The sequence below is a fragment of the Streptomyces sp. NPDC047072 genome (genome assembly GCF_040643855.1).
Lineage (GTDB): Bacteria > Actinomycetota > Actinomycetes > Streptomycetales > Streptomycetaceae > Streptomyces.
The window spans coordinates 18,861-45,680 of sequence record NZ_JBEYVC010000048.1 but is presented as its reverse complement, the minus strand read 5'-3'; the positions used below and the strand labels follow the sequence as shown (position 1 = coordinate 45,680).

Here is a 26,820-nt window from a genome sequence, read left to right as displayed (position 1 = left end):
GGTGACCACTCCCCCATCCCCGTCGCACCCCTCGTATCCCGAGGACCTGGAACGGCCAGGACTCGTCAGGACCGGGCGGTCGACCTTCGTACGGCCCATCCGGCCGGAGGACGCCGACCGCCTGGTCGCCTTCGTCGGCACCCTGTCCCGGGCCACCCTGGCCTACCGCTCCCTCGGTCCGGTGGTCCGCGCCCGCGACGACGTCATCCGGCACGGCGCCCACGTGGACTACCTCAACGAGCTGGCGCTCGTCGCCCTGGACGGCGACAAGATCGCCGGCCTCGTGCGCTACGTCCGCGACCCGGAGGAATCGGAGCACGCCGAGGTCACCTTCACCATCCGGGACGACCACCAGAGCGAGGGGTTCGGCAGGCTGCTCCTGGAGCACATCGCCGCCGCCGCGCGGGCCCGGGGCATCCGGGTGCTGGAGGCCGACGTCCTCGCCGACAACGCGCGGATGATCAACGTGTTCCTCGGCTCCGGCTACCGGACACAGGCCGGTCCGCCGGGCCAGATCATCCACTTCGAGATCGCCGTCGACCCGCAGGCCCAGGCTGTGGTGCGGGCCGAGCGCCGTGAGCAGACGGCCGTACGGCGCTCGCTCAAGCCCCTGCTCGAACCGCGCTCGGTCGCCGTCATAGGCGCCAACCGCGACCCGCTGACGATCGGCCACGAGATCGTCGCCAACCTGGTGCGGGGCGGCTTCGCGGGCAGCGTCTTCCCCGTCAACCCGCGGGCCGAGCGGATCGCCGGGGCGCGGGCCTACGCGAGCGTCCGGGACCTGCCCGAGCCGCCGGACCTGGCGCTGGTGGCCGTACGGGCCGAGGCCGTGCTCGGTGTCGTACGGGAGTGCGCGGAGGTCGGTGTCAAAGCGGTGGTCGTCGTCTCGACGGGCTTCGGGGAGACCGGAGCCGAAGGACGCGCCGGCGAGCTGGAGTTGGCGCGTTTCGCCCGCGCCTCCGGAATGCGGCTGGTGGGCCCGAACTGCATGGGCGTGCTCAACACGACCCCGGCGGCACGCCTGGCCGCGACCTTCTCGCCCGCCCTGCCGACGCCCGGCCGGGTGGCGATGTCCAGCCAGTCCGGGCCGCTCGGGCTCGCGGTGCTCGACTATGCCCGGCGGCTGCGGCTCGGCTTCTCCGGCTTCGTGTCGGTGGGCCACGCGGTCGACGTCTCCACCGACGAACTGCTCCAGTGGTGGGAGGAGGACCCGGGGACCTCGGTGATCCTGCTGCACGTCGAGACCTTCGGCGATCCGCGCCGGTTCGCCCGCGTCGCCCGCCGGATCGCGCCGCGCAAACCCATCGTCGCGGTGCATCCGGGCCACGCGGACTCGGCGGTGAACTCGCTGTTCGCACAGTCCGGTGTGATCCGCACCCGCAGTCTCCAAGAGCTGTTCGACGTCGCCCTGTTGCTCGCCCACCAGCCTCCCCCGCCCGGCAACCGGGTCGCCGTGATCACCAACGCGGGCGGCCCGGCTGCCCTGACGGTCGGCGCGTGCGCGGCGAGCGACCTGTGCGTGCCCGCGCTCGGTGAGCGCACCCGGCAGACGCTCCGTCCGGCCCTCGCGCCCCACGCCGACGTCTCCAACCCGATCGACCTGACGCCCACCGCCACCGCCGCCCACTACCGGCAGGCGCTGGACGCCGCCCTGGCGGACGACGGCATCGACGCGGCGATCGTCCTGTTCATGCCGCCGCTGGCCGACAAGCCCGACGAGGTGGCGTCGGCGATCCTCGACGCGGCCGCGGCCCGGCCCGACAAGCCCGTGCTGGCCAGCTTCCTGGGCGGTGCGGGCGTCGCCGACCTGCTGCACCGCGGCGACCTGGTGGTACCGACGTACACCTTCCCGGAGGCGGCGGCCACCTCGCTCGGACACGCGGCGGCCTACCAGACCTGGCGCAACACTCCCGCGGGCGTCGTGCCCGACCTCGCGGGAGTCGACACCGAGCGGGCCAGGGCCTTGATCGCCTCCTGCGCCCCTGGGCCGGTCCCCGCGCCGGTCGCCGCCGAACTGCTGGCCTCGTACGGAGTCGCCGTACGCGACAGCGCACCGGGCCCCGGACCCGACGCGTTCCTCACCGTCCGCGCCGACCCGGTCTTCGGCCCGGTGGTCGCCTTCGGCCTCACCGGGGACTACGCCGACCTCATGGCGGACGTCGCCCACCGCGTCACCCCCCTCAGCGACCGCGACGCCCGCGAGATGGTCCGCTCCCTGCGGGCGACTCCCCTGCTGGAGAAACGGGGCGTGGACTTCGGCGCCCTTGAGGAGACCGTCCTGAGGCTCTCGGCGATGGTCGAGGACCTCCCCGAGATCGAGGCGCTGGAACTGCGCCCCGTACGACTGCTGTCGGCCGGGGACGGAGTCGCCGTCTCGCACGCGACGATCCGGCTGGCGGACAACACGGCAGGAGGCACCCCGGCGTGAAGGTGGGCATCTACTTCGACCTGCGCAACCCGCCGCCATGGCGCCAGAGTTGGTCGCGGGTCTACGGCTTCGCCCTGGAGATGTGCGAGGAGGCGGACCGGCTCGGCCTCGACTCGGTCTGGTTCTCCGAGCACCACGGCTTCGAGGACGGCTACCTCCCCCAGCCGCTCACCATGGCGGCCGCGGCCGCCGCCCGCACCCGCCGGGTCCGCCTGGGCACCGCGGTCATCCCCGCACCGCTGCACGCGGCCCCCGAGATCGCCGAACAGGCCGCCCTCGTGGACATCATCAGCGACGGCCGCCTGGACCTCGGGCTCGGCACCGGCTACCGGGTGCCCGAGTACAAGCTGTACGGCGCCAACCTCGCCAAGCGCTACACCACGACCGATCAGCGGGTACGGGAGATCCGCGGCCTGTGGGCCGAGTCCCTGGTCACCCCGGGACCGGTCCAGGAACCGCTGCCGATCTGGCTCGGCTACCAGGGCCCACAGGGTGCCCGCCGGGCCGGCCGGCTCGGCACGGGGCTGCTGTCGCTCAACCCGGCGCTGCTGACGCCGTACCGGGAAGGACTCGCCGAGAGCGGGTACGACGTGGCAGCGGGCCGTATGCAGGGCTCGTTCACCACGTTCGTCACCGAGGATCCCGAGGGCGACTGGCCGGTGGTGCGCAGACACCTGTCGTACCAGTGGGACAGCTACCGCCGGTACATGGTGGAGGGCACCGACCAGCCGCTCCCCCGCCCCATCGACCCCGAGAAGTGGCGGGAGACGGGCCTGAGCTCGACCGGGTTCGGCCAGTTCCTGTACGGCACCCCGCAGGACGTCGCCGACGCCATCAGGGCGTACGTGTCAGGGTTGCCGGTGGAGGGCGTGTTCCTGTGGGCCTCGCTGGCCGGGATGCCGGAGGAGATGGTGGCCCGGCAGGTTCAACTCATCGCGGGGAAGCTGCGCCCGCTGCTTGCGGATGTCTGAAGCAGCGAGCTTTGAAGTGTCGGAGAACAAGAGGAGTCACACCATGTCCACGACGCCACCGACCGGACCCTGGGCGGGGGCCGACTTCCAGGAACCACCCCGGACTCCCGGCGGGGTGGCCCTGTGCGGGGCGTGCCGCGTCGCCGGTTCGTGCCGCCTGGGAGTGGAACACGAGCGGCTCGACGAGGACGGGTCGGCGCGGTTCGAGCTGTCCTGCCCGCGGGACCAGGAGGGTGGGCCCGACGTGGCGCACGGCGGTTGGACCGCGGCCGTACTGGACGACTGCCTCGGCCATCTGCCGCTGCTGCACCGGGTGTTGAGCGTGACGGCGGAACTGACCGTGAGCTTCGTGAAGCCGGTGCCGGTCGAGCGCCCGCTGGAGGTCCGGGCCTGGGTGGAGAAGCGGGAGGGCAGGCGCTGGTACATCGCCGGCGAGATGCTCCTGCTGCCGACGCGAGCCGTGCTGGCCCGGGTCTCGGGCATCTGGGTCACCCGGGACCGGGGCCACTTCACACGACACCAGGAGTGGCTGGCCGGCCAGGATGGCGGGGCCCGGTAGGAACAGTCGGGGCTCAGTAGGACCTGAGCCCCATGCTGCGGGCTATCCCGTTGCGCTGGATCTGACTCGTGCCCCCGGAGATCGTGGCCACGATCGACTCCCGGTACCGGAAGCTCATCACGCTCTCCGTGGAGAAGCCGTGCCCCGCGCAGACCTGCATCCCCAGCCGGGCGGCCGCCACGTACGTCTCCGAACCCTTGAGCTTCGCCATCGACCCTTCCCGTGTGCACGGCTTGCCCTGGGCGAGCAGCCAGGCCGCCCGGTAGGCGAGCAGCCGGGCGGAGTCGATCTCGGTCTGGAGGTCGGCCATGGCGTGGGCGAGGGCCTGGAAGTTGCCGATCGGCCGGCCGAAGGCGTGCCGGTTGCGGGCGTAGTCGAGCATCTCGTCCAGCGTGGCCTGCGCGGCGCCCAGATAGCCCCCGCTGATGATCACCTTCTCCAGCTCGATGTTGGAGAGCATCACCTTCCAGCCCTCGTCACGCGGGCCGACGAGGTTCTCCTTCGGCACCAGGGCGTCGTTGAAGAAGACCTCGTTGGTGCCCAGGATGTGCCGGGCCAGCGTCGGCGTCCGGCGCACCTCGACGCCCTCGGTCGCGGGATCGACGAGCAGCAGACTGATGCCGCCGTGCTTGGGTTCGCGGGGCCCGGTCCGCACGTACGTGGCGATGGTCGTGTCGGGCAGGCCGCCCCCCGTGCACCAGGCCTTCTGGCCGCGGACGAGGAAGTCGTCCCCGTGGTCCTCGGCGGTGGTGCGCAGTGCCGCGGCGTCGGACCCGCTGTCCGGCTCGCTGAGGCCGACGGCGAGCCGGTGGCGGCCCGTCATGACCTGCTCGCGGATGAAGTCGCGCTGCGCCTCGCTGCCCCACCGGAACACCGTGATGCCGGGGATGAGCACCCCGATGTAGCACATGGCCACGTCGAAGCTGGCCCGCCCGAGCTCCTCGGCGATGAGGATGAGTTCAAGCGGTCCGCCACCGTCGCCGCCCTCGTCCTCGGCGAAGGGGAGCGAGAACCACCCGAGGTCGGCCATGCCCCGGAACAGCTCGGGCGGTACGACGCCCTCCTCGTCCCACTGCTTGGCCTTCTCGGCCGGGCACACGTCGGCGACGAACTGCCGAGCCGTCGCACGCAACAGGTCCTGCTCGTCGGTCAGCCCGAAGTCCACGGCCACTCCTCCGCCAGCACTAGCCTATTCATCTATCTAATTGTTCTATGTTAGCGGATGGGAGGCGGCGACAGTACTGCTGGCTCACCGTGCGAGGTATCACACTGACCGGTCGAAGCGGAACGGTGTCAGGACCTCCGGTCGCCGGCCGGTGCGGATGTACTCGGTCAGTCGGTGGCCGGTGGCGGGGCCGAGGGTGATGCCGAGCATGCCGTGGCCGGTGGCGGCGAAGGCGTTGTCGTAGCCCGGCAGTCTGTCGATGACGGGGAGTCCGTCCGGTAGGAAGGGCCGTCCGCCGACCCAGGGATCGCGGATCAGGCCGACCAGGTCCTCGGGGTCGTCGAACCACTTCCCCAGGTAGTGCCGGCTGGCCAGGGCGACGGCGACCACACGGCGCCAGTCCAGCCGGTTGTTGTTGCCGCTCAGCTCCATCGTGCCGCCGATGCGCGTGGTCGAGCCGATGGGTGAGGCGACGGCCCGGCGCTCGCCGAAGTACAGGGTGTGCCGGGGCCGGGTCGAGGTCGACGGAGAAGCTGTAGCCCTTGCCGGCCTGCAGCGGCAGGGGCCGGCCGAGCGCGCGGAGCAGATCCGCCGAGCGCATGCCGGCCGCGATGACCACGCCGGAGCAGGGGAGTTCGCCCATGGTGGTCGACACCGCGTTGACCCGGCCCACCGCCGTACGGAACCCGGTGACCCCCGTGTTCTCGTGGACCTTGACCCCCAGCGCGCCGAGCGCCTCGACGAGCCCGCGTGCGAAGGCCTCGGGGTCGACCACGCCCTCCCCCTCCACCAGGTAGGCCGCGCGCACCTGCGGGGACAGCGCGTCGTCCAGCAGCCGGGCCTCCTCGCCGGTGACGACGTCGTCTGGCAGCGGCTAGCGTCCGTCGGCCATCTCGCGCTGGAGCGCGAGGTGATGACGGGCCTCGGTCGGCCACCCGTCATCGGTCACTCCGTATGAAGTCGTGGCCGAAATCGCCCCCCTCCCCTGTACGGTGCGTCCAAAGCGGAACCGGCCCGTCGGCGGGAGGAACACCGTGCTGAGCCCGTCGCTCGCCCAGGAGATCGCCGCGGACACCTCCGCCGTCATCGGGTTCAACGTGCTGATCACCGACTCGGACGGCATGGTCATCGGCAGCGGTGACACCAGCCGGGTGGGCACCTTCCACGACGCGTCCATCGAAGTCGTCCTCGACCAGCCCCACCACGCTCCAGCCGCCGGTGCCGCCAAGATCGCCGTCGTCCGGGGAAGGCATGCCGGCGTCAGAGCACGGTCACCGGGTGGCGCACCACCGCGTCGAACAGATAGCCCTGCGTGTTGAACACGGCGGTGTCCGGCTGGGTGCGGCCCGCCATGTCCGTGGCGCGTGCCAGCAGATGTGTCGGGCCGGGCGTACCAGGTGTCCACGGGACGGACCAGCGCATCCACGTGCCGGAACGCGGCCGGTCGTGCAGTCGGGCCCGCCCCCATGTCGCCCCACCGTCCGTGCTGACGTCGACCCGCGCGACGGCGCCCGCACCCGACCACGACCGGCCGTGCAGCACCTGGCTCTCCCCTGCCGGGAACGTCGCGCCGCTCGCCAGCTCGAAAGCACTCTTGATCGTCTGCCGGGCGAGCGGCGCACTGCCCTCCGGCGGGTAGGCGGGGCCGAACAGCCGGTAGAAGGTGGTGTTCCACGGCGAGTACAGCGGCTGCGCCGACACCTCGATGTCGCCGACCCATTTGATCGAGGCGATCCCCACCCACGAGGGCACGAGCACCCGCACCGGGTGGCCGTGGTCGTACGGAAGCGGCTCGCCGTTCATCTCGTACGCGAGCAGCACGTCGTCCAGCGCCTTGGCCAGCGGCAGCGGGCGCCGCACCCGGCCCAGGCTCTCGCCGCCGCTGACGTACTCGGCGTCGAGGCCACGGGGCTGCACGTCCACCGCGTGCGGGGACAGCCCGGCCTTGCGCAGCACGTCGGCCAGGCGCACCCCGCGCCAGCGCGCGACGCCGACCGCGCCCAGCGTCCACGCGGTGCCGGTGACCGTCTCGCCCTGCTGGATCGAGTAGTAGCTACGGCCGTTTCCGGCGCACTCGACGAACGCGGTCCGGGTGACGGCAGGCAGGGCGCGCAGATCGTCGTACCCGAACTCCACCGGCCGGTCCTCGCCGGGTGTGCCGCGCAGCCCGTCACCCCACAGTCTCAGCCGCCAGTCGGCGGCCTCCAGGACGGGCGTAGCAGTGTGGTTGCGGACGAAGAACAGGGCGTTGGGGGTGTGGTGGCCGGTTCCACGCAGCGCCTCCCAGCGGGTCTCGGCATTGGTGCCCCGCGGAATGAACCACTCGGGCGGCAGCGGTTTGACGATCGGCGAGTCGGCGGCGCGAGCGGGAGCCGGCACGGGGAGCGCGGTGGCGGCGGCGGTCGCGGCCAGCAGCGCCAGCAGCCGACGCCGCGTGACCCCGTCCGCTCTGGCCTCCCCGGCGAGCCACTGGCGCAGCCTGCGGCGGTCGTAGGCGATCTCGTGGTGGGCGGCGGAACCGGCAGCAGACATGGCTGTCCCGTCATGGGTGGCGGATGGGGAATGGAGCCCGGGCGGACCGCGGCACCGACGCGCGAGGAACATCCTCGGCAGGCCTACGGAGACGGAGACCCACAGCGCATGCGTGACAAGGCCGTAGAAGAAGAGAACCCCGGGAGATAACCGGTCAGCCGGGGAAGCGACACAGCGCGGCGGCCACCCGGACGAGGTCCACGGCGCGGCGACGGGTCAGAGGCTCCGAAGGAAGCATGACGCGATGCAAACACGTCGTCCAGTCGGTGTCAACGAAGCAGCTGTGCACGGTAGTTGGGGTTCGGCGAATCTGTGATCCGCGCCCGGACCCGTGCGGTGTCGCGGGCCGATAGACGAAATCGTGCTGGCGCGGGTCCGCGAGACCGCCCAGCGAGATCACGTCGTGAAGATCTCTACCCGGCCACGGCGGCCTTCACCGACGCCACGTCGGGCAGCAGGCTCTCCGGCAGGGGCTCGTCTAGCGAAAGCCCGACAGGTCGACTCCACCGCCGAGGATGTCGGCCGGCTGGGCACGGCCGCGTTCGAAGTCCCTGGTCGCGGCCCGGGTCACCGGCCGATCGCGTCGAGGGCCTGGAGCAGCCGCGGGCTTGCGGGCGAGCCCTCGTCGGGCGGTCCCGGGGTGCGGTGGAGTTCGCCGTCGACGATCTCGTAATGGCCGATGGCCTGCAGCGGCGGCGAGTAGACGTGGACGGTGATGGCGCCGGCATCGTGGTCCATCCGGTGGACGCCCGAGCCGGGGAAGGAGAACGTCTCGCCAGGGCCGTACCGGTGGGCGCGGCGCGGGCCGCCCACCGGCAGCCCCTCCTGCCAGGCGGTGCCCTCGATCACGTGCACGCCGACGCAGGAACCCTGGTGGTCGTGGTAGCCGGTGTCGCGCGATTCCCACCAGGTGTTCAGCCATGCTTCGGAGTGCTCGGTGCGCCACAGCAGGACGTACGAGCCGGGGCCGGAGCGGTCGAGCGCGGCCGTGTCGACGAAGGCCGCCGCGCGGCGGGCCCGGTCCGCACACTCCTCGGGCCGGAAAGGGCGCTCGGACGCACCGAGTTCGGCGAGGGCGGGGATGTTGATCGCGGTCGTGTTCATGTCGTCCGTACCTTCTGTGTGGCCCGCTAGGGGAGGTCGTCGCCGGCGAGCCAGTTCTCGAGCGCGTCGAGGTCGCCGTCCGGTGCCTCGCCCGCCCCGACGAAAGGCATCGAACGCCGAGTCGCCGCATACGCGCGGCGAGTCCCGTCGCCCAGGTCACCGGCGTGCCCGCGGAGGTCGACCGCCTGGGCGGCGCACATGAGCTCGACGGCGGCCAACCGCAGTGCCAGGCCGGCCATGTCGTGCAGGCGGCGGGCCGCGGTGGGCGCCATGGTGATCCGGTCCTCGATGCCGGCCGCGATGGCGCTGGTGGGCTGCTCCAAGGTGACGGGCTGTGCGAGCAGGCGTGCCTCGCCGGCCAGGCTCGCCGCGCCGTTGGCGACGATCGCCAGGCCGTCGTCGGGCGCGGTGGGGTCGGCGCGGAGGCCGGTCGGCAGGCCGGTGAAGGCCGCATCCAGCAGCTTCTGCACCCGCTCGCCCGCGATGGTGACGGCCTGCGCGAGTCCGAGCCGCGCGTAGTCGAGCGCGATGGCGACGGGGGCGATGTCGTGGTTGCCGGTCGAGATGGCGCGGTCCTCGTCGACGAGCATGATCGGGCTGTCGCCGGAGGAGGCGAGTTCGGTCTCGACGACGCTGCCGCAGTGGGTGAGTGCCTGCCGGGCCGCACCGTGGGTCTGCGGCACCACCTTGAAGGCGAGGGGGTCCTGGATGGCGCGGGCCGGTGTCGCACCGGTCAGCAGGGAACCGCCCGACAGCAGTGCGCGCAGGCGGCCGATCGTCTCGTGGGCGCCCGTGTACGAGCGTACCCCCGCGACGGCCGGGTGGACGGCGTCGACGTTCCCGGTGAGGCCCTCCAGCGAGAGCGCCGCCGACACGTCCAGGGCCCGGACGGCCCGGTTCGCCCGTTCCAGGGCGAGACAGGCGGTGCCGACCGAGAACGCGTTGCTGTTGACGATGGCGTGCGCCTCGCGCGGGCCGAGTTCAATCGGCGTGTAGCCCCTGGCGATCAGCGCCGCTCCGTCGTCGCCGTGGCCGATGAGGGCCAGGCCGATCTCGGCCAGTTGGCTCAGGTCGGCCTGCCCGATCGAGCCGAGCAGGTGGACCCGGGGCGTCACGTTGGTGTCCAGGGCCCGGCAGAACGCGTCGGCGACCTCGGCCCGTACGCCCGCGACGCCGACGGTGAGCCCGGCGGCCCGTACGACCATGGCGGCCCGCACGAACTCCGCGGGCGCGAACTGCCCGTGACCCACTCGGTGCGCACGCAGCAGCAGGCGCTGGAAGGCAGTCTGCCGGTCGGCCGGGATCGCCTCGGTCTTGATCGCGCCGACGCCGGTGGTGAGACCGTACACGGCGTCACCGCGGGCCAGCACCGCCTCAAGTGCGGTGCGCGAAGCGCGCATTCGTTCGCGGGCGGCACGGCCGAGGACGACGCGGCGGCCGCGGGCCACCGCCACGACATCGGCCGGAAGGAGCGGGCGGTCACCCAGGACGAGCACGTCCTCGTCCAGTGGGTCAACGGCTTCCAGGGGTGCGGCCACAGAGGTCATGCCCGCGCCTCCGCCAGCAGCGCGAGCATCGCGTCCCGCCGCGCCGCGATCTCCCGTACGGCGTCGGCCGGGTAGTCACCGAGCAGCCCCCGGCCGCCCTTCATACCGGTTGCACCCTCGCGCCGTGCCTCTCGCAGCAGTGCCGGCACCTCCGTCGCGCGCGAAAGCTGCGGGAACAACTGCTCGGCCACCGCTTCGTGCACGTCCAGTCCTGCGGCGTCCATCGAAGCGAACGGGCCGATGGCCGCCCAGCGTGCCCCGAGCCCGGCCACGACGGCCCGGTCGACATCCTCGACCCCGCAGACGCCTTCCTCGACCAGTGCGTACGCCTCGCGCAGCAGCGCGTACTGGAGCCGGTTGGCCACGAAACCCGGGTGGTCGCGGCGGAGCGTGATCGGCTCCTTGCCGATCGCCCGGGAGAGCGAGGCGAGCCGTGCCAAGGTGTCCGGAGCCGTCAGCGGTCCGCCCGTCACCTCGACGAGCGGCACGAGTTCGGCGGGGTTGAACCAGTGCCAGCCGGCGAAGAGTTCGGGGCGTTTCAGGTCCTCGGCGAGATCCGCCAGCCGCAGCGAAGAGGTGTTGGTCGCCACGATTGCGTCGTCGGCGACGAGCGCCTCGGCACGGGCCAGCACGGCGCGCTTCGCCGCCAGGTCCTCGGCGACCGACTCCACCGCCAGCGCGAACGGCCCAGGCGCGTCGCCGACGAGGACGGTCACCGGCCGTACGGATCCGACGAGTTGATCCACCCGTCGGCCGATCTCGTCCCGGGTCTGCGTGGCCGCTTCCCGCCGCCGGACGAGGACGACCGTCTCGATGTCCGCGGCGGCGAGGCGGGCGGCGATGCCGGTGGCCATGGCGCCACCGCCGATGACCAGCACACGGCCGAAGGACGAGCTCAACGGGCTCATCGGGCTCATCGGGCTCATCCCCAGAATCTCTGCTCGTCGAGGTGGGCGAGCAGAATCTCCCCGGCGCCGCGGACGTGGTCGCGCATCACCCTGCGGGCGGCGTCCGGTGTGCGGGCGCGCAGGGCGGCGGCGATGGCCTGGTGCTCGTGCACGTTCATGGTCGTCAGAGCCGCCTCGTCATGGGCGATGACGCGCCAGACCAGGTCGCGTGGGAAGACCTGCGTGAGCCCTGCGATGGACTCGGTCAGGCGCCCGTTGCGGGCGGATCGGTGGATCAGGTCGTGGAAGGCGGTGTTCGCGCCCGTCACGGCCGCGTCCAGTTCCGCGTCGTCGATGCGATCCGCCGCGGCGACGGCTTCCGTGAGCCGCTCCTGCGTCCGCTCCAGCTCGTCCAGTTCCTCCGCGGAGGCGCGCTCGCAGGCGAGTGCGCACGCGAAGGCCTCCATCTCGGCACGGAGTTCGTAGACCTCGACGAGTTCCGCCCGGGAGGGGGTGCGCACCGTCGCGCCCCGGTTGGGCGCCAGCTCGACCAGGTTGAGGGCCTGGAGCTGACGCAGCGCCTCCCGGATGGGCATCCGGCTGACGCCGAACCGGGCGGCCAGTTCCTCGTGTTGGAGGCGGGCGCCGAACGGCAGCTTCCCGTCGAGGATGTCGGCGCGCAGCCGGTAGGCGATCTGGTCGGCGAGGCTCGCGACGGCGAGCTTCTCACTCGGGGTTCGGGCGGACGACGGGGGCGGGCACATGCCCGGATACTAGATTGGATCCATGGATCCAATCAATGGTCACTTGCCGGACGGCGTGGTGCTCCGGCGCCCAACGGTGCCGGACTCCGTTGCCGTGGCTGGGAGCAGGAGGGCGTGCTGCGCTGCTTCCTCAACACGCTCGACCCCGCCGTCGCCGAGGACTCGGCGCGGCTCGTCGTCTACGGCGGCCGCGGCCGGGCCGCGCGCTCCTGGGAGGCGTACGACGCGATCGTCGCCGCTCTTGAACGCCTCGGCCCCGACGAGACGCTGATGGTGCAGTCGGGCAAACCCGTGGCGGTGCTGCCGACCCACCCGGACGCGCCGCGCGTGCTGATCTCGACCGCGATGGTCGTGCCCGCCTGGTCGGACGAGGCCGGCTTCCGGAGCCTGGAGGACGCCGGGCTCACCATGTACGGGCAGATGACGGCCGCCGCCTGGTTCTACATCGGCACGCAGGGCGTCCTCGGCTTCACCCACGAGACATTCGCGGCCATCGCCCGCCGCCACTTCGGCGGCACCCTCGCAGGCCGCCGGGTGCTTACCGCCGGGCTCGGCGGCATGGGCGGCGCGCAGGGCCTCGCCATCGCGAACCTCGGCGGCCGGGGGCTCATCGTCGAGCTCGACCCCGAGCGCGCGCGACGCAGGCTCGACGCGGGCTGGGTCGACCGCATCGCCCCCGACTACGAGAGGGCCGTCGCCGACCTCACCGGTTCGACCGACCCCGCCGCCATCGCGCTCGTCGGCAACATCGCCGAGATCCTGCCCCGGCTGGTGGCCGACCGGGTCGCCGTCGACATAGCGACCGACCAGACCGCCGCGCACGACCTCGACCACGGCTATGTGCCCCTCGGGTACGCCCCGGACCCGGCACGCGTCCCCGATCCCGCCTACCGCGATGCCGTTCACGCCTCGTTGCGCGCGCACGCGGACGCCCTGCTGGCGCTGCGCGAGCGTGGGTCCGTCGTCTTCGAGTACGGCAACAACCTGCGCGCCCAGGCGGTTGCGGCCGGAGCTTCCCGGGCCGCCGAACTCCCCGGATTCGTCGCCGAGTACGTACGTCCGATCTTCGCGCGCGGTGTGGGGCCGTACCGCTGGATCTGCCTCAGCGGCGATCCCGAGGACCTGCGCCGCAGTGAGGACGCCGTACTCGACGTGGTGCAGTCGCCGTCCCTGGAACGGTGGTTCACGCTGGCCCGCGCCAGGGTCGCGCCGCAGGGGCTGCCCGCCCGGATCTGCTGGCTCGGCCTGGGCGAGCGGCACGAGGTGGGCCTGCGGCTCAACGACCTCGTGCGGCGCGGTGAGATCGGCCCGCTGGCCCTTGGCCGGGACCACATGGACCCCGCCGCCGTCGCCTCGCCGTCCCGGGAGACGGAGGGGATGCTCGACGGCAGCGACGCGATCGCCGACTGGCCCGTCCTGGCCGCCATGCTCAACGCCGCCCAGGGCGCGACCTGGGTGTCCGTCGGCAACGGCGGCGGTGTCGGGGTGGGCCGGAGCATCCACACCGGCCTCACCGTGGTCGCGGACGGCAGCGAACTGGCGGAACGCAAGATCCGCCGGGTGTTCTGGACCGACCCCGCGCTGGGCGTGGCCCGCTACGCGGACGCCGGATACGAGGAAGCCGCCCGCAGGGCCCGGGAGGCGGGACTCGATCTGGGCACGGTCAGTCCCTCCCGGTGAGCAGCCGCCGCGGATCGGCGACGCGGAAGGCGTACGCCGCCCAGGCGGCGTGCACCTGGCTGCACGTCGAGATCGAGCAGAGGGGCGCAGGTGGGCGTCCGGCAGGCTGCGCCTCGGCCGGGGGCAGCCACTCCACGCCGTTCGCGGCGGGCCCGCAGGGCCACCACCAGGGACGGGGCCCACAGACGCTGGTCTACGGCGACGTCGGTCATGGCGTTCCTCCCGCCAAGGCGCGCAGGGAGCCCCGCACATCGTCCGAAGCCAGGACGTCGCGGCTCACCGTCTCCACGTCCACCCCGTGCGGCCGGTCGTCGTCCAGGCGGGGCACGAGCTTCCGGATCGCGCTGTGCAGGACCGCCGGTCCGCGTCCCAGGGTCGACGGTGCCGCCAGATCCACCGCCTGCGCGGCGACCACGGCCTCCACGGCGAGCAGCTGGCACAGACGGGTGAGCATCGTGGTGAATCGCCGTACGCCGAGCGCGGCGTTGGTCGAGTCGTCCTCGACGGCGTCCGCGCCGTGCCGGGGGTCGGTGGACACAGGTGCGGACAGCATGCGGATCTCGGCGACGAGGGCCTGGGCCGTCTTGGTCAGCGGGGCGAAGCCCGAGCGCTCCGGGCCGTACGGGGAGAGGTTCGCGGGCAGCCCGCTGACGGCGGGGTCGAGCAGCCGTCGCATGCGCTCGGCGGAGATCGACGCGGTCTGTGTCAGGGCCAGCGCGAGGGTGTCGAAGGCGAGGGCCAGGGCCGGGGTGTGGAAGTTGCCGGACGAGAGGATGTCGCCGCTGTCGGGCAGCACCACCGGATTGTCTCCGCAGCCGTTCAGTTCGGGGTCCAGCGCGGCCTCGGCGAAGTCCAGTGCCGTGTACGCGGCGCCGTGCACCTGGGCGGCGCAGCGCAGGCTCACGGGGTCCTGCACCCGCCGTGCGTGCCGGGGATCGCCCAGCTCACCACCGTCCAGCAGGGCGAGCAGTTCGGCTGCCGCGCGGGACTGACCGGGAGCGGGACGCAGGCCCAGCACCCGGGCGTCGAGAGGGCTGGTGTTCGCCCGGAAGCCTTCGTAGGTCAGTGCCGTGACCGCCTGCGCCAGGGTGAGGACGGCCGCCGCCTCGTGCAGGGCGAGCGCACCCTGTCCGGCGGCCAACGGGCTCGCGCTGCACAGCACATGCCCGTCCTTCGGGCCCAGCGCGGCCGGGGTGAGACCGGCCCGGCGCAGTGCCGTGGCGCCGTCGAGCACCTCGCCGCCGAACTCCGCCGTGCCCTCGCCGATGACCACCAGACCGACATGGGCCATCTGGCACAGATCGGAGGCGCCGATCGAGCCCACCTCAGGGATCACCGGATGCACCCGCGCGTTGAGCATGTCGATGAGCAGCCGCGGGATCTCCGGCCGCACCCCACTGCCGCCGCCCGCGAGGCCGTTGACGCGGGCGAGGAGGGCGGCGCGTACGACGGGGGCGGGCAGCGGATCGCCGACCGCGTTGGCGCGTCCCCGGACTGTACGCACGCTGAACAGCGCCAGTTCGTCGCGCGGCAGCGCGTACGACGAGCGGGTACCCAGCCCTGTCGTCAGGCCGTACGTCGGCACCTGGCGGTCGACCACGTCGTCCACGACGGCCCGTTCGCGCTCCAGGCGCAGCAACACCCCCTCCGCCAGGGTGACTTGAGTGCCGTGGCACGCGACGGCGACGACCTCGTCGTAGGACAACGTTTTCCCGTCTACGGCGATCCCCGTCATGAGAACCGCAGCTTCTGGCCGAGACCGCGCTCCTCGGCCTTCCTCAGCATGGCCGCGCCCAGCGCGATGTCGGAGAGGGAGAGGCCGCGGTGCCAGAACAGGTTGGTCTCCTCCGGGCTCTCGCGGCCGGGTTTCTTGTCGACGACGATCTCGCCCAACTCCCCGTGCAGGTTGTCCTTGTTGAGCTTGCCGGAGTCCACGTGCCGGCGCAGCGCGCCGTACGGGCCCGCGTGTGCCTGGCCCCAGTCGTCCATCACGATCTTGTCCATGATGTCCGTGAGGTCGGACTCGACGGCACTGTGCGTCCCGTAGGGCACGACCAGTGAGCCGGGGGCGATCCACTCGGTCTTCAGCAGTGGCTCCGGGCGTTGCAGGCGGGACGCCTCCACCACGATGTCCGCGCCCTCCACGCAGCTCTTCCAGTCCTCGGTGACGATCACGGGCTTGCCGAGCTCCCGCCGCAACCGCTCGGCGAAGGCCTCGCGGCTCTCGGGGCGGCGCGAGTGGACGCGTATCTCGTCGAGGTCGAAGATCCGGTCGAGCAGCCGGACGTTCCAGTACGAGGTGGCGCGGGCGCCGATGTGCCCGAGCACCTTGGCGTCGGGGCGGGCCAGATGGCGTGCCCCGAGTGCGGTCAGGGCGCCGGTGCGCATTTCGGTGATCGCGGTGGCGTCGAGCAGGGCCACGGGCATGCCGCTGCGGGGGTCGAAGAGGTTGAGCAGCGCCATCTCGGAGGGCAGACCCCGCCGGTAGTTGTCGACGTAGTCGCCCACGATCTTGACCCCGGCCAGCGCGAGCGGGGCGATGTAGCCGCGCAGGACGTTGAAGTGGCCGTTGAACGCGGGGTCGGGCACGAGATGGACGCGCGGTTCGATGACCGTCTCGCCGAGGCCCTGGGCGCGCAGTCCGTCCTCGACGGCGTCGAGTATCTCGATGTCGGTCAGTTCGAGCTGTTCGATGTCCGAACCGTTGAGGAATGTGAACCAGACCGGTTTCACGGGTCTCCCTACGTCTGAGCTGGCACTTTGCATGGCACATCATGCGTAGAACGGGGCCATTCCGGGCGCGCGTGGCCTGATTTCGCAGGAACGTAACGCGCCGTTCACAGCAGGGCATTGACTGCCCATTCAGTCACCCATAACTCTGCATGACCATATGCAGTCGGGTAAGGGGCAGCCTTGATCAGGTTCGACGCGGTGAGCAAGAACTATCCAAACGGGACCACAGCCGTGGACGATTTGTCCCTGGAGTTGGCCGAGGGCGGCATCACGGTCCTGGTCGGTCCCTCCGGCTGCGGCAAGACCACGACCCTGCGCATGATCAACCGCATGGTGGAGCCGACGGCGGGGACGGTGAGCCTGCGCGGTCAGGACATCCGGGACGTCCACGCCCCCGAGCTGCGCCGCGGCATCGGGTACGTGATCCAGCACGCGGGGCTGTTCCCGCACCGCACCATCCTCGACAACATAGCCACCGTTCCGCTGCTGCTCGGCTGGAGCAAGAAGAAGGCCCGGGCGCGCGCGGCCGAGCTGCTGGAACTGGTGGGGCTGCCGGCCGAGATGGCCAAGCGCTACCCGAACCAGCTCTCCGGCGGACAGCAGCAACGGGTCGGAGTGGCACGGGCGTTGGGCGCCGACCCGCCGGTGCTGCTGATGGACGAGCCGTTCAGCGCCGTCGACCCGATCGTGCGGGCCGAGTTGCAGGCGGAGTTCATCCGGCTCCAGAAGGAGCTGCACAAGACGATCGTGTTCGTCACCCACGACATCGACGAGGCGATCAAACTCGGCGACAACATCGCGGTGTTCCGAACCGGCGGCAAGCTCGCCCAGTTCGACACGCCCGAGCGGCTGCTCGCCCACCCCGCCGACGACTTCGTGGCCGGCTTCGTCGGACAGGACCGGGGCATCCGCAGGCTGTCCTTCGTCAAGGCGGGCGAGGTGCCGCTGCGCGACGGTCCGGTGCTGACGGCGACCACTGCCGTGGCGCGGGCCCGGGCGGCGGACGAGCCGTGGGTCCTCGTCGTCGACGACGCCCGGCGGCCGCTGGGCTGGGTCGCGGCCGCCGAGCTGCCCGAGGGCGGCACGCTCGCGGACGCGCCCCTGGCGCCCCTCGGCCACACCTTCAGCCTCGTCGGCGACTCGGCGCGGGCCGCCCTCGACGCGGCACTCCTGTCGCCCTCCCGGCTCGCGGTGGGCGTGGACGTGGACGGCGCGGTCATCGGAGTCGTCGACGCGTACGAGCTGTCCGCCGTCATCGCCGCCGCCGAGGCGGAGGCCACCGGAAGCAGGACGGGCGGTGGTGAGGCATGAACGACGGTGAACCGCTGGTCCGCTGGGGTTGGATCGGCGATCATGCCGGCGAGCTGGCCGACTACACCGGTGTCCATCTCCGACTGGGCCTGCTTCCGGTGCTGTTCGGGCTGATCATCTCGATCCCCCTCGGCATCCTGTGCCACCGCTGGCGATGGCTGTACCCGCCGGTCCTGACCGTGAACAACATCCTGTACTCGATCCCGTCCCTCGCCCTGTTCATGATCTTCGTCAAGTACACCGGGCTGACGGAACGCACCGTGATGATCCCGCTGACGCTCTACACGTTGTCGGTCCTGGTGCCCAACGTCGTGGACGGGCTGGCCTCGGTGCCCGAACCGGTCAGACAGGCGGCCATCGCGATGGGATTCGGCCCGGTCCGCCGGGTCGTCCAGGTCGAACTGCCCATCGCCGTACCCGTCGTCATCGCCGGGGTACGCGTCGCGGCCGTCTCGTCCATCAGTCTCGTCGCCGTGGGACAGCTGATCGGCCAGGGCGGGCTCGGCTACTACATCACCCGCGGCCTCCAACTCGACTTCCCCACCCCGATCGTCACCGCGATCGCCCTGATCATGCTGCTCGCGCTCACCACCGACGCCCTGCTGGTCCTGGCGCAGCGACTGCTCACCCCGTGGTCCCGGAGCAAGGTGACGGCGTCATGAACGATCTCCTGAACCAACTCCAGCTCGTGGGCGACTGGTTGACGTCCTCGAAGCAGTGGCACGGCGCGGAGGGCATCCCCCAGCGGCTGCTTGAACACCTCACCTACAGCGGTGTGTCGCTGCTGTTCGCCGCCCTGATCGGGCTGGTGCTCGGGCTGCTGGTCGGGCACACCGGCCGCGGGGCGTTCGCCGTGGCCAGCGTGGCCAACCTCGCGCGGGCGATCCCCACCTTCGGCCTGGTCGTCCTCGTCGTCACGCTGGCCGGGCTCAGCACCACGCCCGTACTGGTCGCCCTGACCGCGCTCGCGGTCCCGCCGATCCTCATCAACACCTTCGAAGGCGTCCGGGGCGTGGACCCCGCCACCCGGGACGCCGCCCGTGGGGTCGGCATGACCGAGTGGGAGGTCCTGGTGAAGGTGGAGGTGCCGATGGCGCTGCCGCTGATCCTCCTCGGACTGCGGGTCGCCGCCATCCAGGTCGTGGCCACCGCGACCGTCGCGGCCTACCCGGGTCTCGGCGGCCTGGGCCGCTTCATCGTCGACGGACTCTCCCGCAACGACTACGAGCTCGTCATCGGCGGCTCCACGGTCGTCGTCGTCCTGGCGCTCCTCGTCCAGATCGCCTTCACCGCGCTGCAGCGCGTCATCGTCTCGCCGGGCCTCAGGGTCTCGGCGTCCAGATCCTGAGTTTTCGGCTTCAGGGCCACTGAGAAAGGAAACACCCATGCGAGGCATCTACCGCGGCGCCGCCTTCGGCCTGATCACCGCACTCTCCCTGACCGCCTGCGGCAGCGGCGACTCCAGCGACAGCAATCCGCTGACGGGCAGCAGCAAGGACAGCGGCGGTGGCAAGTCCCTCGTCGTCGGCTCGGCGAACTTCCCCGAGAACCAGCTGCTCGCCGAGATCTACGCCGAGGCCCTGGAGGCCAAGGGCCTGAAGGTGACCCGCAAGTTCGACATCGGAGCCCGTGAGGTCTACTACGACCAGATCGTCAAGGGCGGCATCCAGGTCTTCCCGGAGTACAACGGCGCGCTGCTGGCGACCGCGGTCGACAAGACAAGCACCGCGACCGGCACAGAGGAGATCAACGCCGAGCTGAAGAAGAAGCTTCCGTCCTCGGTGGAGATCCTCGACTCCGCCGAGGCCCAGGACAAGGACTCGGTCACGGTCACCGCCGAGACCGCCGAGAAGTACCACCTCAAGACGCTCGCCGACCTCAAGTCGGTCGCGGGCAAGTGGACGATCGGGGCCGGCTCGGAGTTCAAGACCCGAACCCAGGGCTGGGTCGGTCTGAAGAAGATCTACGGCGTCGAGTTCGGGAAGTTCCAGCCGCTCGACGCGGGCGCGCAGAGCACCCTGCTGAAGCTGCTGGAGTCGGACAAGGTGCAGGCCGCCAACATCTACACCACGGACCCGGCCATCGTCGCGGACAAGCTGGTGGTCCTGGAGGACCCGAAGAGCCTCTTCTCCTCGCAGAACGTGACGCCCCTGGTCTACAAGTCCGCGGTCAACGACACGGCCAAGTCGGCGCTCAACGCCGTTTCGGCCAAGCTCACCACCGCCGACCTGCAGGACATGATGAAGAAGCTCGTCAACGACAAGGAGGATGCCGACACCATCGCCAAGGAGTGGCTCACGAAGGCCGGCATCGTGAGCTGACCGGTTCGGCGACGCACAGGCTGAAAGAGCAGCTGAGTGAAGGTGCCGGCACTCAAACGCCTGCCGGTGTCGGCACCTCCGCACGGCTGCACCGGCTCTTCGAGGTCCGTCAGCTCACCACGCTTCAGCGTCGCATCGCGCACTGCCGGGTGCGGCGAGCGGCGGGTGTGCACGCACCAGATCTGGAGCCGCCGGTGACGACAAGGCGCCACTGGGCCGCCGCCGCGCAGGGCCGAGACCCGCTCGGCCGGCAGGACGAGGAACTCGTCGGCGCCCCGTTCCTGGACGACGAGCCGGGAGGTGGCCGTGCACTTCCGGCCGACGGAGCGGAAGGCCCCTCCAGCACCACGCCGGCCGCCCGTTCCAGGCCGACGGCAGCGTTCTTGCCACATACCTCGGTCGGGACCGGCCGGGCCAGTCCGCCTGCGCCAAACACAGGGGCCAGCAGCGGGACCAGGCTCGCCGGCTTCCACACCGCCGTTGACTGAACGCGAAGGCCTGGTTCACCTCGACCACGTCCACCGCGGTCGGCGCTACGGGCGATCGGGGCGGCCCCACCGCCGGACCTCTCCAACGGGGACGCGTGGAAGTGCGTCTCCCGCTGCACCCCCGACGCCAGCGCACCAGAGCCCTCCGACACGACGGACTACCCCGGGCCTTCAGCGACGGCACAGCGCGTCCTCGCCGGTACGAACATCATCGACTGCGGCCCCTACCAGTCGGCCGACCCGACATGCACCCCGCGACAGGCCCACATCCACCCCATCCGCCGGAACACCACCGCGGACGGCTCGGGGCCCGGCGGAAGCATCCGCGAACTGCGCCTGAACCCCGACGACACGCACCTGGGCTCCAGCTCGACGAGCGTGACGGGCGGCAGGCTCGACCACTTCTCGTACCTCGGCCGACTGCGGTTCAACCCGTCTGCCTTCGGTCGGCGAGCTGCGGGGCTTCTCCGGCGACGGACGCGAGGTCAGCTACGGCGGTTACCCGGCGGAGTCGTCCCACACCGACGACTCCGCGGCCGACCTGACCACCGGCATACTCCGCCGGCTGACCGCCGGTCCCGAGTACGTCGATCCGGTCGGCCTCTCCCCCGACAACAAGTGGTCGGTGGTGTCGGACACCCGTGGTAGCGACCGGCTGTCGTTCCTGTCCGCCATGCGTGGGGTGCCGGGCATCACCGACCTTCTGACGTCCGGCGCGCTCTCGGCCGCCCGCACCAGTCGTCGGCCGTCGCGCACCCGACCGCGGCGGCGAGAACCCGCCTGCCCCGTGTCCACCGCGCCCGGCGGCGCGGAAGCATCTGCCGCCGTGATACCTACACCCTGGAAGGCAGGAAGTCCGGCTCGGCAGAAGCCACCGTCACAGAGAACAGCGCGCATACGACCTGATCCGGACCTACATCGGGGCCGGCCGCGTCCACGCCACGAGAAGAAGACCAGTTCCGACGGATTCCATCTGGACATCACGGTGGGAACCAATAGAGGGGCCCGGATCCGGCTACGGCGACGCCGCGTTCATCGCGAACTCTGGTTCGTCAGTCCTGCGGCTCAAGGCAGCGGCCTCTGCCCGCTCTCGGCACGGCGGCCGTCCCGGGGGCTGCGCGCCGGCTGAGGGTCTCGGCCCGACCAGGGGTTGTGCAAAACGTTTTGGATCCTTAACGTCCGGTTCGGACGGAAGGATCCGCATGATGCGCCGACTGATCGTGACGTCCTGCTCGGTGCTGCTGGTGCCCGAGCGGGGCCCCTGCCGAGTGGAGACCGGCCAGGACATCCTGGTCGAGGACGGTGTGATCGCCTGGCTGGGCCCGGCGGGCACCGGGCCGGACCCCGCCGGGGCGGAGACCGTGGACGGCACGGGGCTGCTCGCCGTGCCCGGACTGGTGAACGCCCACACGCACGGCCCGATGACACTGATGCGCGGCGCCGCCGAGGACGTGAGTGTCGAGGCCTGGTTCAACCAGCGGGTATGGCCCATGGAGGTCAATCTCACCCCGGCCGACATCGGCCTCGGCGCGGAGCTGGCCTGCGCGGAGATGCTGCTCAGCGGGGTGACCACGTTCGCCGACCACTACTTCCACGCCGAGCGGATCGCCGACGCCGTCCTCCGGACTGGTATCCGGGCCGACATCGCGCCGACCTTCTTCAGCAGCCGGGGTCGCGCGGCTCTCGAAGAGAGCGCCGAGACCGCCTCCGCTCTGCACGGCACCGGCGGCGGGCGGCTCACCGCGTCGCTGGGCCCGCACGCGCCGTACACCGTGGAGGACGCGGACCTGGTCCGGCTCGCGGAGCTGGCCCGGGAGTCGGGCCTGCGGATCCATATCCACGCCGCCGAGCACCTGGAGCAGACCGAGTCGAGCCTGGCTCGGCGCGGTATCACCCCCATCGGGGTGCTGGAGCGGACCGGGGTGCTGGAGGCCGGCGCGCTGATCGCGCACGGATGCGGCATCGTTCCCGAGGACCTGCCGACGCTGGCGGCGCACCGGGACCGTACCGGTGTCGCCTGTTGTCCGAAGGTCTATCTGAAGCACGCGCTGCGTCCGCTGACTCCGGTACGGAGCCTGCTGGACGCCGGTGTCGCCGTGGGGGCCGGGACGGACGGGGCCGCCGGGCACAACACGCTGGACGTCTGGGAGGCGATGCGGCTGGTCGCGCTGACCCAGAAGCAGGCGGAGCGGGACGCCACGTGGATGACGGTCTCCGACACGGTCCGGCTGGCCACCCGCGGCGGGGCCCGGGCGCTCGGACTCGGGGACCGGATCGGCGCGCTGGAGCCGGGTCGGGCTGGTGACATCGTGCTGGTCGACCTGGGCGGAGTCCACTGCCGCCCGGTGCACGACCCGGTGGCGGCCCTGGTCTACAGCGCGCGGGCGAGCGATGTGCGCACGGTCGTCGTGGACGGGCGGGTCGTGGTCCGGGACGGCCGGCTGCTGACGGTCGACCTGCCGGGACTGCTGGCCGAGGTCGAGGCACGGGTGCCCGCGCTGCTTGACACCTCGCACGGCAGAGCGGTGCAGCACTATGACCCGTGAGCAGAACGAGGACCCGGATCGTCGCCGGATGCGCAGGCCCGCGTCGATCAAGGACGTGGCGGCGGCCGCCCGGGTCAGTCCGACCACCGTGTCGCACGTGCTGAGCGGCCATCGGCCGGTCGCGGAGGAGACGGCCGAGCGGGTCCGTGCGGTCGTCGCCCGGCTCGGCTATGTGCCGGCCTCGACGGCCCGCAACCTGCAGGCCGGCTCGACGAACGTCATAGGGCTGCTGGTGCCCGACATCACCAACCAGTTCTTCGCCGAACTCGCCAAGGGTGTCGACGACGCCGCCCACGACCTGGGCTACGGGGTCATCCTGTGCAACACCGAGTTCGACCCCGACCGCGAGGACCGCTATCTGGAGATGCTCCGCGGCCGGTTCATCGACGGCATGGTGTACGCCTCCGGCTCGCCGCCCTCCCGTGGCCGGCTGGCGTCACTGCTCGGCCGGTTCCCCATCGCCCTGGCCGACGAGGTCGTCCCCGGACTGCTGGAGCAGACCATCCTGGTCACCGCCGACCACCGGGCGGGCGGCCGGCTGATCGGGCAGCACCTGCGGGAGCTGGGCCATCGCCGGACGCTCGCGCTCAGCGGCCCGGTGGACCTGGTGAGCAGCCTGGAGCGGATCGCGGGTTTCCGGGAGGCGTTCGGTGACGCGGGGGTCACCGAGGTCGAGGGCGCCTTCGTCGAGCGGTCCGGCTACAACCTGGTCGCCGCCGCCCTGGAGGACGGCGGACCGCGTCGCTTCACCGCGGTGTTCGCCGCGAACGACCTGATGGCGCTCGGCGCGGTCGCCGCGCTGGAGGACGCGGGCCTGCGCGTCCCCGAGGACGTCTCGGTCGCGGGCTTCGACGACATCATGCTGGCTTCCCGGGTCCACCCCCGCCTCACCACGGTCCACCAGCCCGCCTACGACATCGGCCGCACGGCCGGGGCCCAGCTCCTGAGCTACGTCCACCGCGACGAGGTGCCCCCCGCGTCCCGGCACATCCTGCCGGTCCGGCTGAAGATCCGCGCCAGTACGGCTCCCGTGCGTCCGGCCCCCTGACCGCCGTACACGAAAACCGCCGTACACGAAAACCACCGCACACATCAGAGAGAAGGTCGTGCCGCAATGCCCCATGTCCTCGTCGTGGGTGAGTCCTGGTTCACCCACTCCGTCCACCAGAAGGGGTTCGACTCCTTCTTCACCTCCGAGTACGTCGAGGGCGCCCAGGTCTTCCTCGACGCGCTGCGCGACCGCGGCCACACGGTCACGTACGTCCCGGCGCACGAGATACCGGGCAGGCTGCCCGCCACGGCCGAGGGGCTGGAGCCGTACGACGTCGTGGTGATCAGCGACGTCGGGGCCAACAGCTTCCAGCTCACGCCGGAGACCTTCGCCCGCTCGGTGCCCACTCCGGACCGTACGGAACTGCTGCGGGCCTACGTGGAGCGCGGCGGAGGCCTGCTGATGGTGGGCGGCTATCTCACGTTCACCGGTATCGACGCCAAGGCCCGCTGGGGGCGTACCCCGCTGGCGGCGGCGTTGCCGGTCGCTCTGCACGACCGGGACGACCGGGTGGAGCTCCCGGCCGGGGCCCCGCCGCGGGTCGTCGCCCGGCACCAGGTGGTCGACGGGCTGGACGGGACCTGGCCGGACCTGCTCGGCCTCAACGAGGTGGCGGTGAAGGACGGTGCGGACCTGCTCGTCGAATGCGCGGGCCACCCGCTGCTGGCCGTGGGCGACTACGGCACGGGCAGGTCGGCGGCCTTCACGTCCGACCTGGCACCGCACTGGGCCCCGCCCGCGTTCCTGGACTGGAAGGGCTACCCCGAGCTGTGGGACCGGCTGGTCCGCTGGCTGGCACGGACCCCGGCCGGGGAGGACAGCTGATGGTCACCCCGCACATCTCCGCCGCCCCCGGCGATTTCGCGCCGTACGTGCTGATGCCCGGCGACCCGCGCCGGGCACGCCGTATTGCCGAAACGATCCTTCTGGACTCCCGGCTGGTCACCGACGTGCGCGGCATCGAGGGGTACACGGGAACGTACCGAGGCGTCCCCCTGTCGGTCCTGGCCTCCGGCATGGGGATGCCGTCCGTCACGATCTACGCCACCGAGCTCTTCCGTTTCTACGGCGTGCGGGGCATCGCCCGGGTGGGCACCGCGGGCGGCATACCCGCCTCGGTGGGGCTGCGGGACGTCGTCGTGGCCACGGCCGCCCACACGGACTCGGCGATGGGCAGCCGCCGTATCGACGGAGTGCACCTGAGCCACACCGCGTCCTTCCGCCTGGTCGCCGCCGCCGCACAGGCCGCCGGAACCGGACCGCAGGTCCATGTCGGGCCGGTGTTCACCACCGACCACTTCTACCTGGAGCGGCCGGCGCTGTTCGAACGGCTGGAGGCCCACGGCACGCTGGCCGTGGAGATGGAGGCCGCCGGCCTCTACGCGACCGCCGCCGCCGAGGGCGGCCACGCGCTCGCCGTGCTGACGGTCAGCGACCACGTGCGCCACGCCGAGGCGCTCACTCCCGCCGAGCGTGAGACCGACTTCGACCGCGCCGTCACCGTCGCGGCCACCGCGCTGATCGCGGAAACAATCTCCTAACACGGTCACCCATAGCCAAATCGTTTTGCATTGCATAGCTTTCGGCCAATGCCACCTCCCGGAACCCGCCAGAGAAGAGAACCAAGGCAATGGACAAGATCAGAATTCTGGGGGCCGTCGCGGCGCTCTCCCTCGCCCTCGCCGGATGCGGCGCCTCTACGGACTCGGACTCCGCCCAGTCCGGGAAATCCGGAAAGCTGAGAATCAAGTTCGTCATCAACGGAAACCTCGGCGACCGTTCCTTCTTCGACTCCGCGTACGCGGGCCTGAAGAAGACGGAGAAGGACCTCGGCTACAGCCTGAAGGTCGTCGAGCTGGGCAGCGACCGCACCAAATGGTCCTCCGGCTTCGAGGACGCGGCGGCCGGCGACGACTACGACGTGCTCGCCGCAGGCACCGTCGACACCGTCGGCTTCGTCTCCAAACTGGCCCCCGAATACCCGGACAAGAAGTTCTGGCTCTTCGACGGATCCGTCGACTACACGGGCAAGAGCGGCTGTTCCAACAAGTGCGCGAACGTCTACTCCGTGACCTTCAAGCAGAACGAGGCCGCGTATCTCGCCGGATTCCTCGCCGACAAACTCGTCGCCGCCAAGTCCCTTCCCGGCAGCGCCGGAAACGGAAAGGTAGGCGTGATCGGCGGAGTGAAGATTCCGGTGATCGAGGACTTCGTCGTCGGCTTCAAGGCGGGCTTCGCGGCGGCGGGCGGAAATCCGTCCTCCGGCGTCCTCGTCCAGTACGTCGGCGGCGACAACCCGTTCGGCGACCCGGCCAAGGGCAAGCAGATCGCCTCGGCGATGTACGGACAGGGTGCCGAACTGGTGTGGCCGGTCGCCGGATCCTCCGGCCTCGGCGTGTTCGAGTCGGCCGTCGCCACCAAGCGCTACGCCTTCGGGGTCGACTCCGACCAGTACAAGACGCTCACCGACCCGGCCCAGCGGCAGACCGTCGTCACCTCCATCCTCAAGAACGCCGGCAACGCCCTCTACCTCGCGGCCAAGGCGAACAAGGCCGGCACGCTCGCCTACGGCAGGCCCGCCGCCGTCGGCCTGGCCGAGGACGGCGTGGGCTACGTGGACAACGCCAACTTCGACAAGCTCGTCCCCGCCGCCGTGCGCGCCGAACTCGCGGCGCAGGCCGCGAAGGTCAAGTCCGGTGCCGTCAAGGTCCCTTCGGCCTTCTGACCTCCGAG

22 protein-coding genes and 2 pseudogenes are annotated in these 26,820 nt (G+C 71.4%); 15 read left to right on the top strand and 9 right to left on the bottom strand.

Going from position 1 to position 26,820, the window contains the following annotated elements; all coding sequences use genetic code 11:
* Position 1: 1 nt before the first annotated feature.
* Genes ABZ896_RS21850 through ABZ896_RS21840 form a run of 3 tightly spaced genes read left to right on the top strand, consistent with a single transcriptional unit; the run spans position 2 to position 3,958 of the window.
* On the top strand, positions 2-2,428 hold the full coding sequence (locus ABZ896_RS21850; RefSeq protein WP_360931420.1) for a GNAT family N-acetyltransferase: 2,427 nt from the start codon (positions 2-4) through the stop codon (positions 2,426-2,428).
* The gene (locus tag ABZ896_RS21845) at positions 2,425-3,399 is read left to right on the top strand and encodes an LLM class flavin-dependent oxidoreductase (RefSeq protein ID WP_360931417.1); all 975 of its coding nucleotides are present in this window, start codon (positions 2,425-2,427) and stop codon (positions 3,397-3,399) included. The genes ABZ896_RS21850 and ABZ896_RS21845 overlap by 4 nt, the downstream gene beginning before the upstream one ends.
* 43 nt (positions 3,400-3,442) lie before the next feature.
* Positions 3,443-3,958: a PaaI family thioesterase gene (locus tag ABZ896_RS21840; RefSeq protein WP_360931414.1), complete on the top strand. Its 516-nt coding sequence runs from the start codon at positions 3,443-3,445 to the stop codon at positions 3,956-3,958.
* Between the two features lie 13 nt (positions 3,959-3,971).
* Here the strand turns inward: ABZ896_RS21840 and ABZ896_RS21835 are convergent, their stop codons facing one another.
* A complete protein-coding gene (locus tag ABZ896_RS21835; protein ID WP_360931411.1) occupies positions 3,972-5,123 on the bottom strand; it encodes an acyl-CoA dehydrogenase family protein in 1,152 nt (383 codons plus the stop codon).
* Between the two features lie 99 nt (positions 5,124-5,222).
* A pseudogene (locus ABZ896_RS21830) lies at positions 5,223-5,931 on the bottom strand (FAD-binding oxidoreductase).
* Positions 5,932-6,157: 226 nt separating this feature from the next.
* Between ABZ896_RS21830 and ABZ896_RS21825 the strand changes: the two are divergent.
* The gene (locus tag ABZ896_RS21825; RefSeq protein ID WP_360931408.1) at positions 6,158-6,442 is read left to right on the top strand and encodes a sugar diacid recognition domain-containing protein; all 285 of its coding nucleotides are present in this window, start codon (positions 6,158-6,160) and stop codon (positions 6,440-6,442) included.
* Here the strand turns inward: ABZ896_RS21825 and ABZ896_RS21820 are convergent.
* The 5 genes from ABZ896_RS21820 to ABZ896_RS21800 form a co-directional block, all read right to left on the bottom strand.
* A complete protein-coding gene (locus ABZ896_RS21820) occupies positions 6,384-7,655 on the bottom strand; it encodes a sulfite oxidase (RefSeq protein ID WP_360931405.1) in 1,272 nt (423 codons plus the stop codon). The two genes, ABZ896_RS21825 and ABZ896_RS21820, sit on opposite strands and share 59 nt — an antisense overlap.
* Positions 7,656-8,222: 567 nt before the next feature.
* The gene (locus tag ABZ896_RS21815) at positions 8,223-8,759 is read right to left on the bottom strand and encodes a hypothetical protein (RefSeq protein ID WP_360931402.1); all 537 of its coding nucleotides are present in this window, start codon (positions 8,757-8,759) and stop codon (positions 8,223-8,225) included.
* A gap of 26 nt (positions 8,760-8,785) precedes the next feature.
* The gene (locus ABZ896_RS21810; protein ID WP_360931398.1) at positions 8,786-10,306 is read right to left on the bottom strand and encodes an aromatic amino acid ammonia-lyase; all 1,521 of its coding nucleotides are present in this window, start codon (positions 10,304-10,306) and stop codon (positions 8,786-8,788) included.
* Positions 10,303-11,223 (bottom strand): 3-hydroxyacyl-CoA dehydrogenase NAD-binding domain-containing protein, encoded by a 921-nt coding sequence (locus ABZ896_RS21805; RefSeq protein ID WP_360931395.1) that lies wholly within the window; start codon positions 11,221-11,223, stop codon positions 10,303-10,305. Before ABZ896_RS21805 ends, ABZ896_RS21810 begins: the two co-directional genes overlap by 4 nt.
* Positions 11,224-11,228: 5 nt before the next feature.
* Positions 11,229-11,957: a GntR family transcriptional regulator gene (locus tag ABZ896_RS21800; protein WP_360931392.1), complete on the bottom strand. Its 729-nt coding sequence runs from the start codon at positions 11,955-11,957 to the stop codon at positions 11,229-11,231.
* An 18-nt stretch (positions 11,958-11,975) separates the two neighbouring features.
* Here ABZ896_RS21800 and hutU point away from each other — a divergent pair, with 18 nt between their 5' ends.
* Complete coding sequence (gene hutU / locus ABZ896_RS21795; protein WP_360931465.1) at positions 11,976-13,637, top strand: urocanate hydratase; 1,662 nt, start codon at positions 11,976-11,978, stop codon at positions 13,635-13,637.
* 208 nt (positions 13,638-13,845) lie between these two features.
* Here the strand turns inward: hutU and ABZ896_RS21790 are convergent, their stop codons facing one another.
* The gene (locus ABZ896_RS21790; RefSeq protein WP_360931389.1) at positions 13,846-15,372 is read right to left on the bottom strand and encodes an aromatic amino acid ammonia-lyase; all 1,527 of its coding nucleotides are present in this window, start codon (positions 15,370-15,372) and stop codon (positions 13,846-13,848) included.
* Positions 15,369-16,370, bottom strand: a complete 1,002-nt coding sequence (locus tag ABZ896_RS21785; protein ID WP_360931386.1) for an ornithine cyclodeaminase family protein — start codon at positions 16,368-16,370, stop codon at positions 15,369-15,371. Before ABZ896_RS21785 ends, ABZ896_RS21790 begins: the two co-directional genes overlap by 4 nt.
* Positions 16,371-16,550: 180 nt before the next feature.
* On the opposite strand from ABZ896_RS21785, the gene ABZ896_RS21780 reads away from it, so the two are divergent.
* The 10 genes and pseudogenes from ABZ896_RS21780 (at position 16,551) to ABZ896_RS21735 (ending at position 26,812) form a co-directional block, all read left to right on the top strand.
* Entirely contained in the window at positions 16,551-17,681 is a 1,131-nt protein-coding gene (locus ABZ896_RS21780) for an ATP-binding cassette domain-containing protein (protein ID WP_360931383.1), read from the top strand.
* A complete protein-coding gene (locus ABZ896_RS21775) occupies positions 17,678-18,343 on the top strand; it encodes an ABC transporter permease (protein ID WP_360931380.1) in 666 nt (221 codons plus the stop codon). Before ABZ896_RS21780 ends, ABZ896_RS21775 begins: the two co-directional genes overlap by 4 nt.
* Complete coding sequence (locus ABZ896_RS21770; RefSeq protein ID WP_360931377.1) at positions 18,340-19,029, top strand: ABC transporter permease; 690 nt, start codon at positions 18,340-18,342, stop codon at positions 19,027-19,029. Before ABZ896_RS21775 ends, ABZ896_RS21770 begins: the two co-directional genes overlap by 4 nt.
* Before the next feature lie 37 nt (positions 19,030-19,066).
* Positions 19,067-20,002, top strand: coding sequence for an ABC transporter substrate-binding protein (locus tag ABZ896_RS21765; RefSeq protein ID WP_360931375.1), 936 nt, complete (start codon positions 19,067-19,069; stop codon positions 20,000-20,002).
* Positions 20,003-20,034: 32 nt separating this feature from the next.
* A pseudogene (locus tag ABZ896_RS21760) lies at positions 20,035-20,166 on the top strand (MurR/RpiR family transcriptional regulator); the annotation flags it as partial.
* Positions 20,167-21,692: 1,526 nt separating this feature from the next.
* Complete coding sequence (locus ABZ896_RS21755) at positions 21,693-23,036, top strand: amidohydrolase (RefSeq protein WP_360931371.1); 1,344 nt, start codon at positions 21,693-21,695, stop codon at positions 23,034-23,036.
* The gene (locus ABZ896_RS21750; RefSeq protein WP_360931368.1) at positions 23,026-24,084 is read left to right on the top strand and encodes a LacI family DNA-binding transcriptional regulator; all 1,059 of its coding nucleotides are present in this window, start codon (positions 23,026-23,028) and stop codon (positions 24,082-24,084) included. The genes ABZ896_RS21755 and ABZ896_RS21750 overlap by 11 nt, the downstream gene beginning before the upstream one ends.
* Before the next feature lie 66 nt (positions 24,085-24,150).
* Complete coding sequence (locus ABZ896_RS21745; protein WP_360931365.1) at positions 24,151-24,912, top strand: glutamine amidotransferase; 762 nt, start codon at positions 24,151-24,153, stop codon at positions 24,910-24,912.
* The gene (deoD, locus tag ABZ896_RS21740) at positions 24,912-25,628 is read left to right on the top strand and encodes a purine-nucleoside phosphorylase (protein ID WP_360931362.1); all 717 of its coding nucleotides are present in this window, start codon (positions 24,912-24,914) and stop codon (positions 25,626-25,628) included. Before ABZ896_RS21745 ends, deoD begins: the two co-directional genes overlap by 1 nt.
* A gap of 89 nt (positions 25,629-25,717) precedes the next feature.
* Entirely contained in the window at positions 25,718-26,812 is a 1,095-nt protein-coding gene (locus tag ABZ896_RS21735; RefSeq protein ID WP_360931359.1) for a BMP family ABC transporter substrate-binding protein, read from the top strand.
* Positions 26,813-26,820 lie beyond the last annotated feature (8 nt).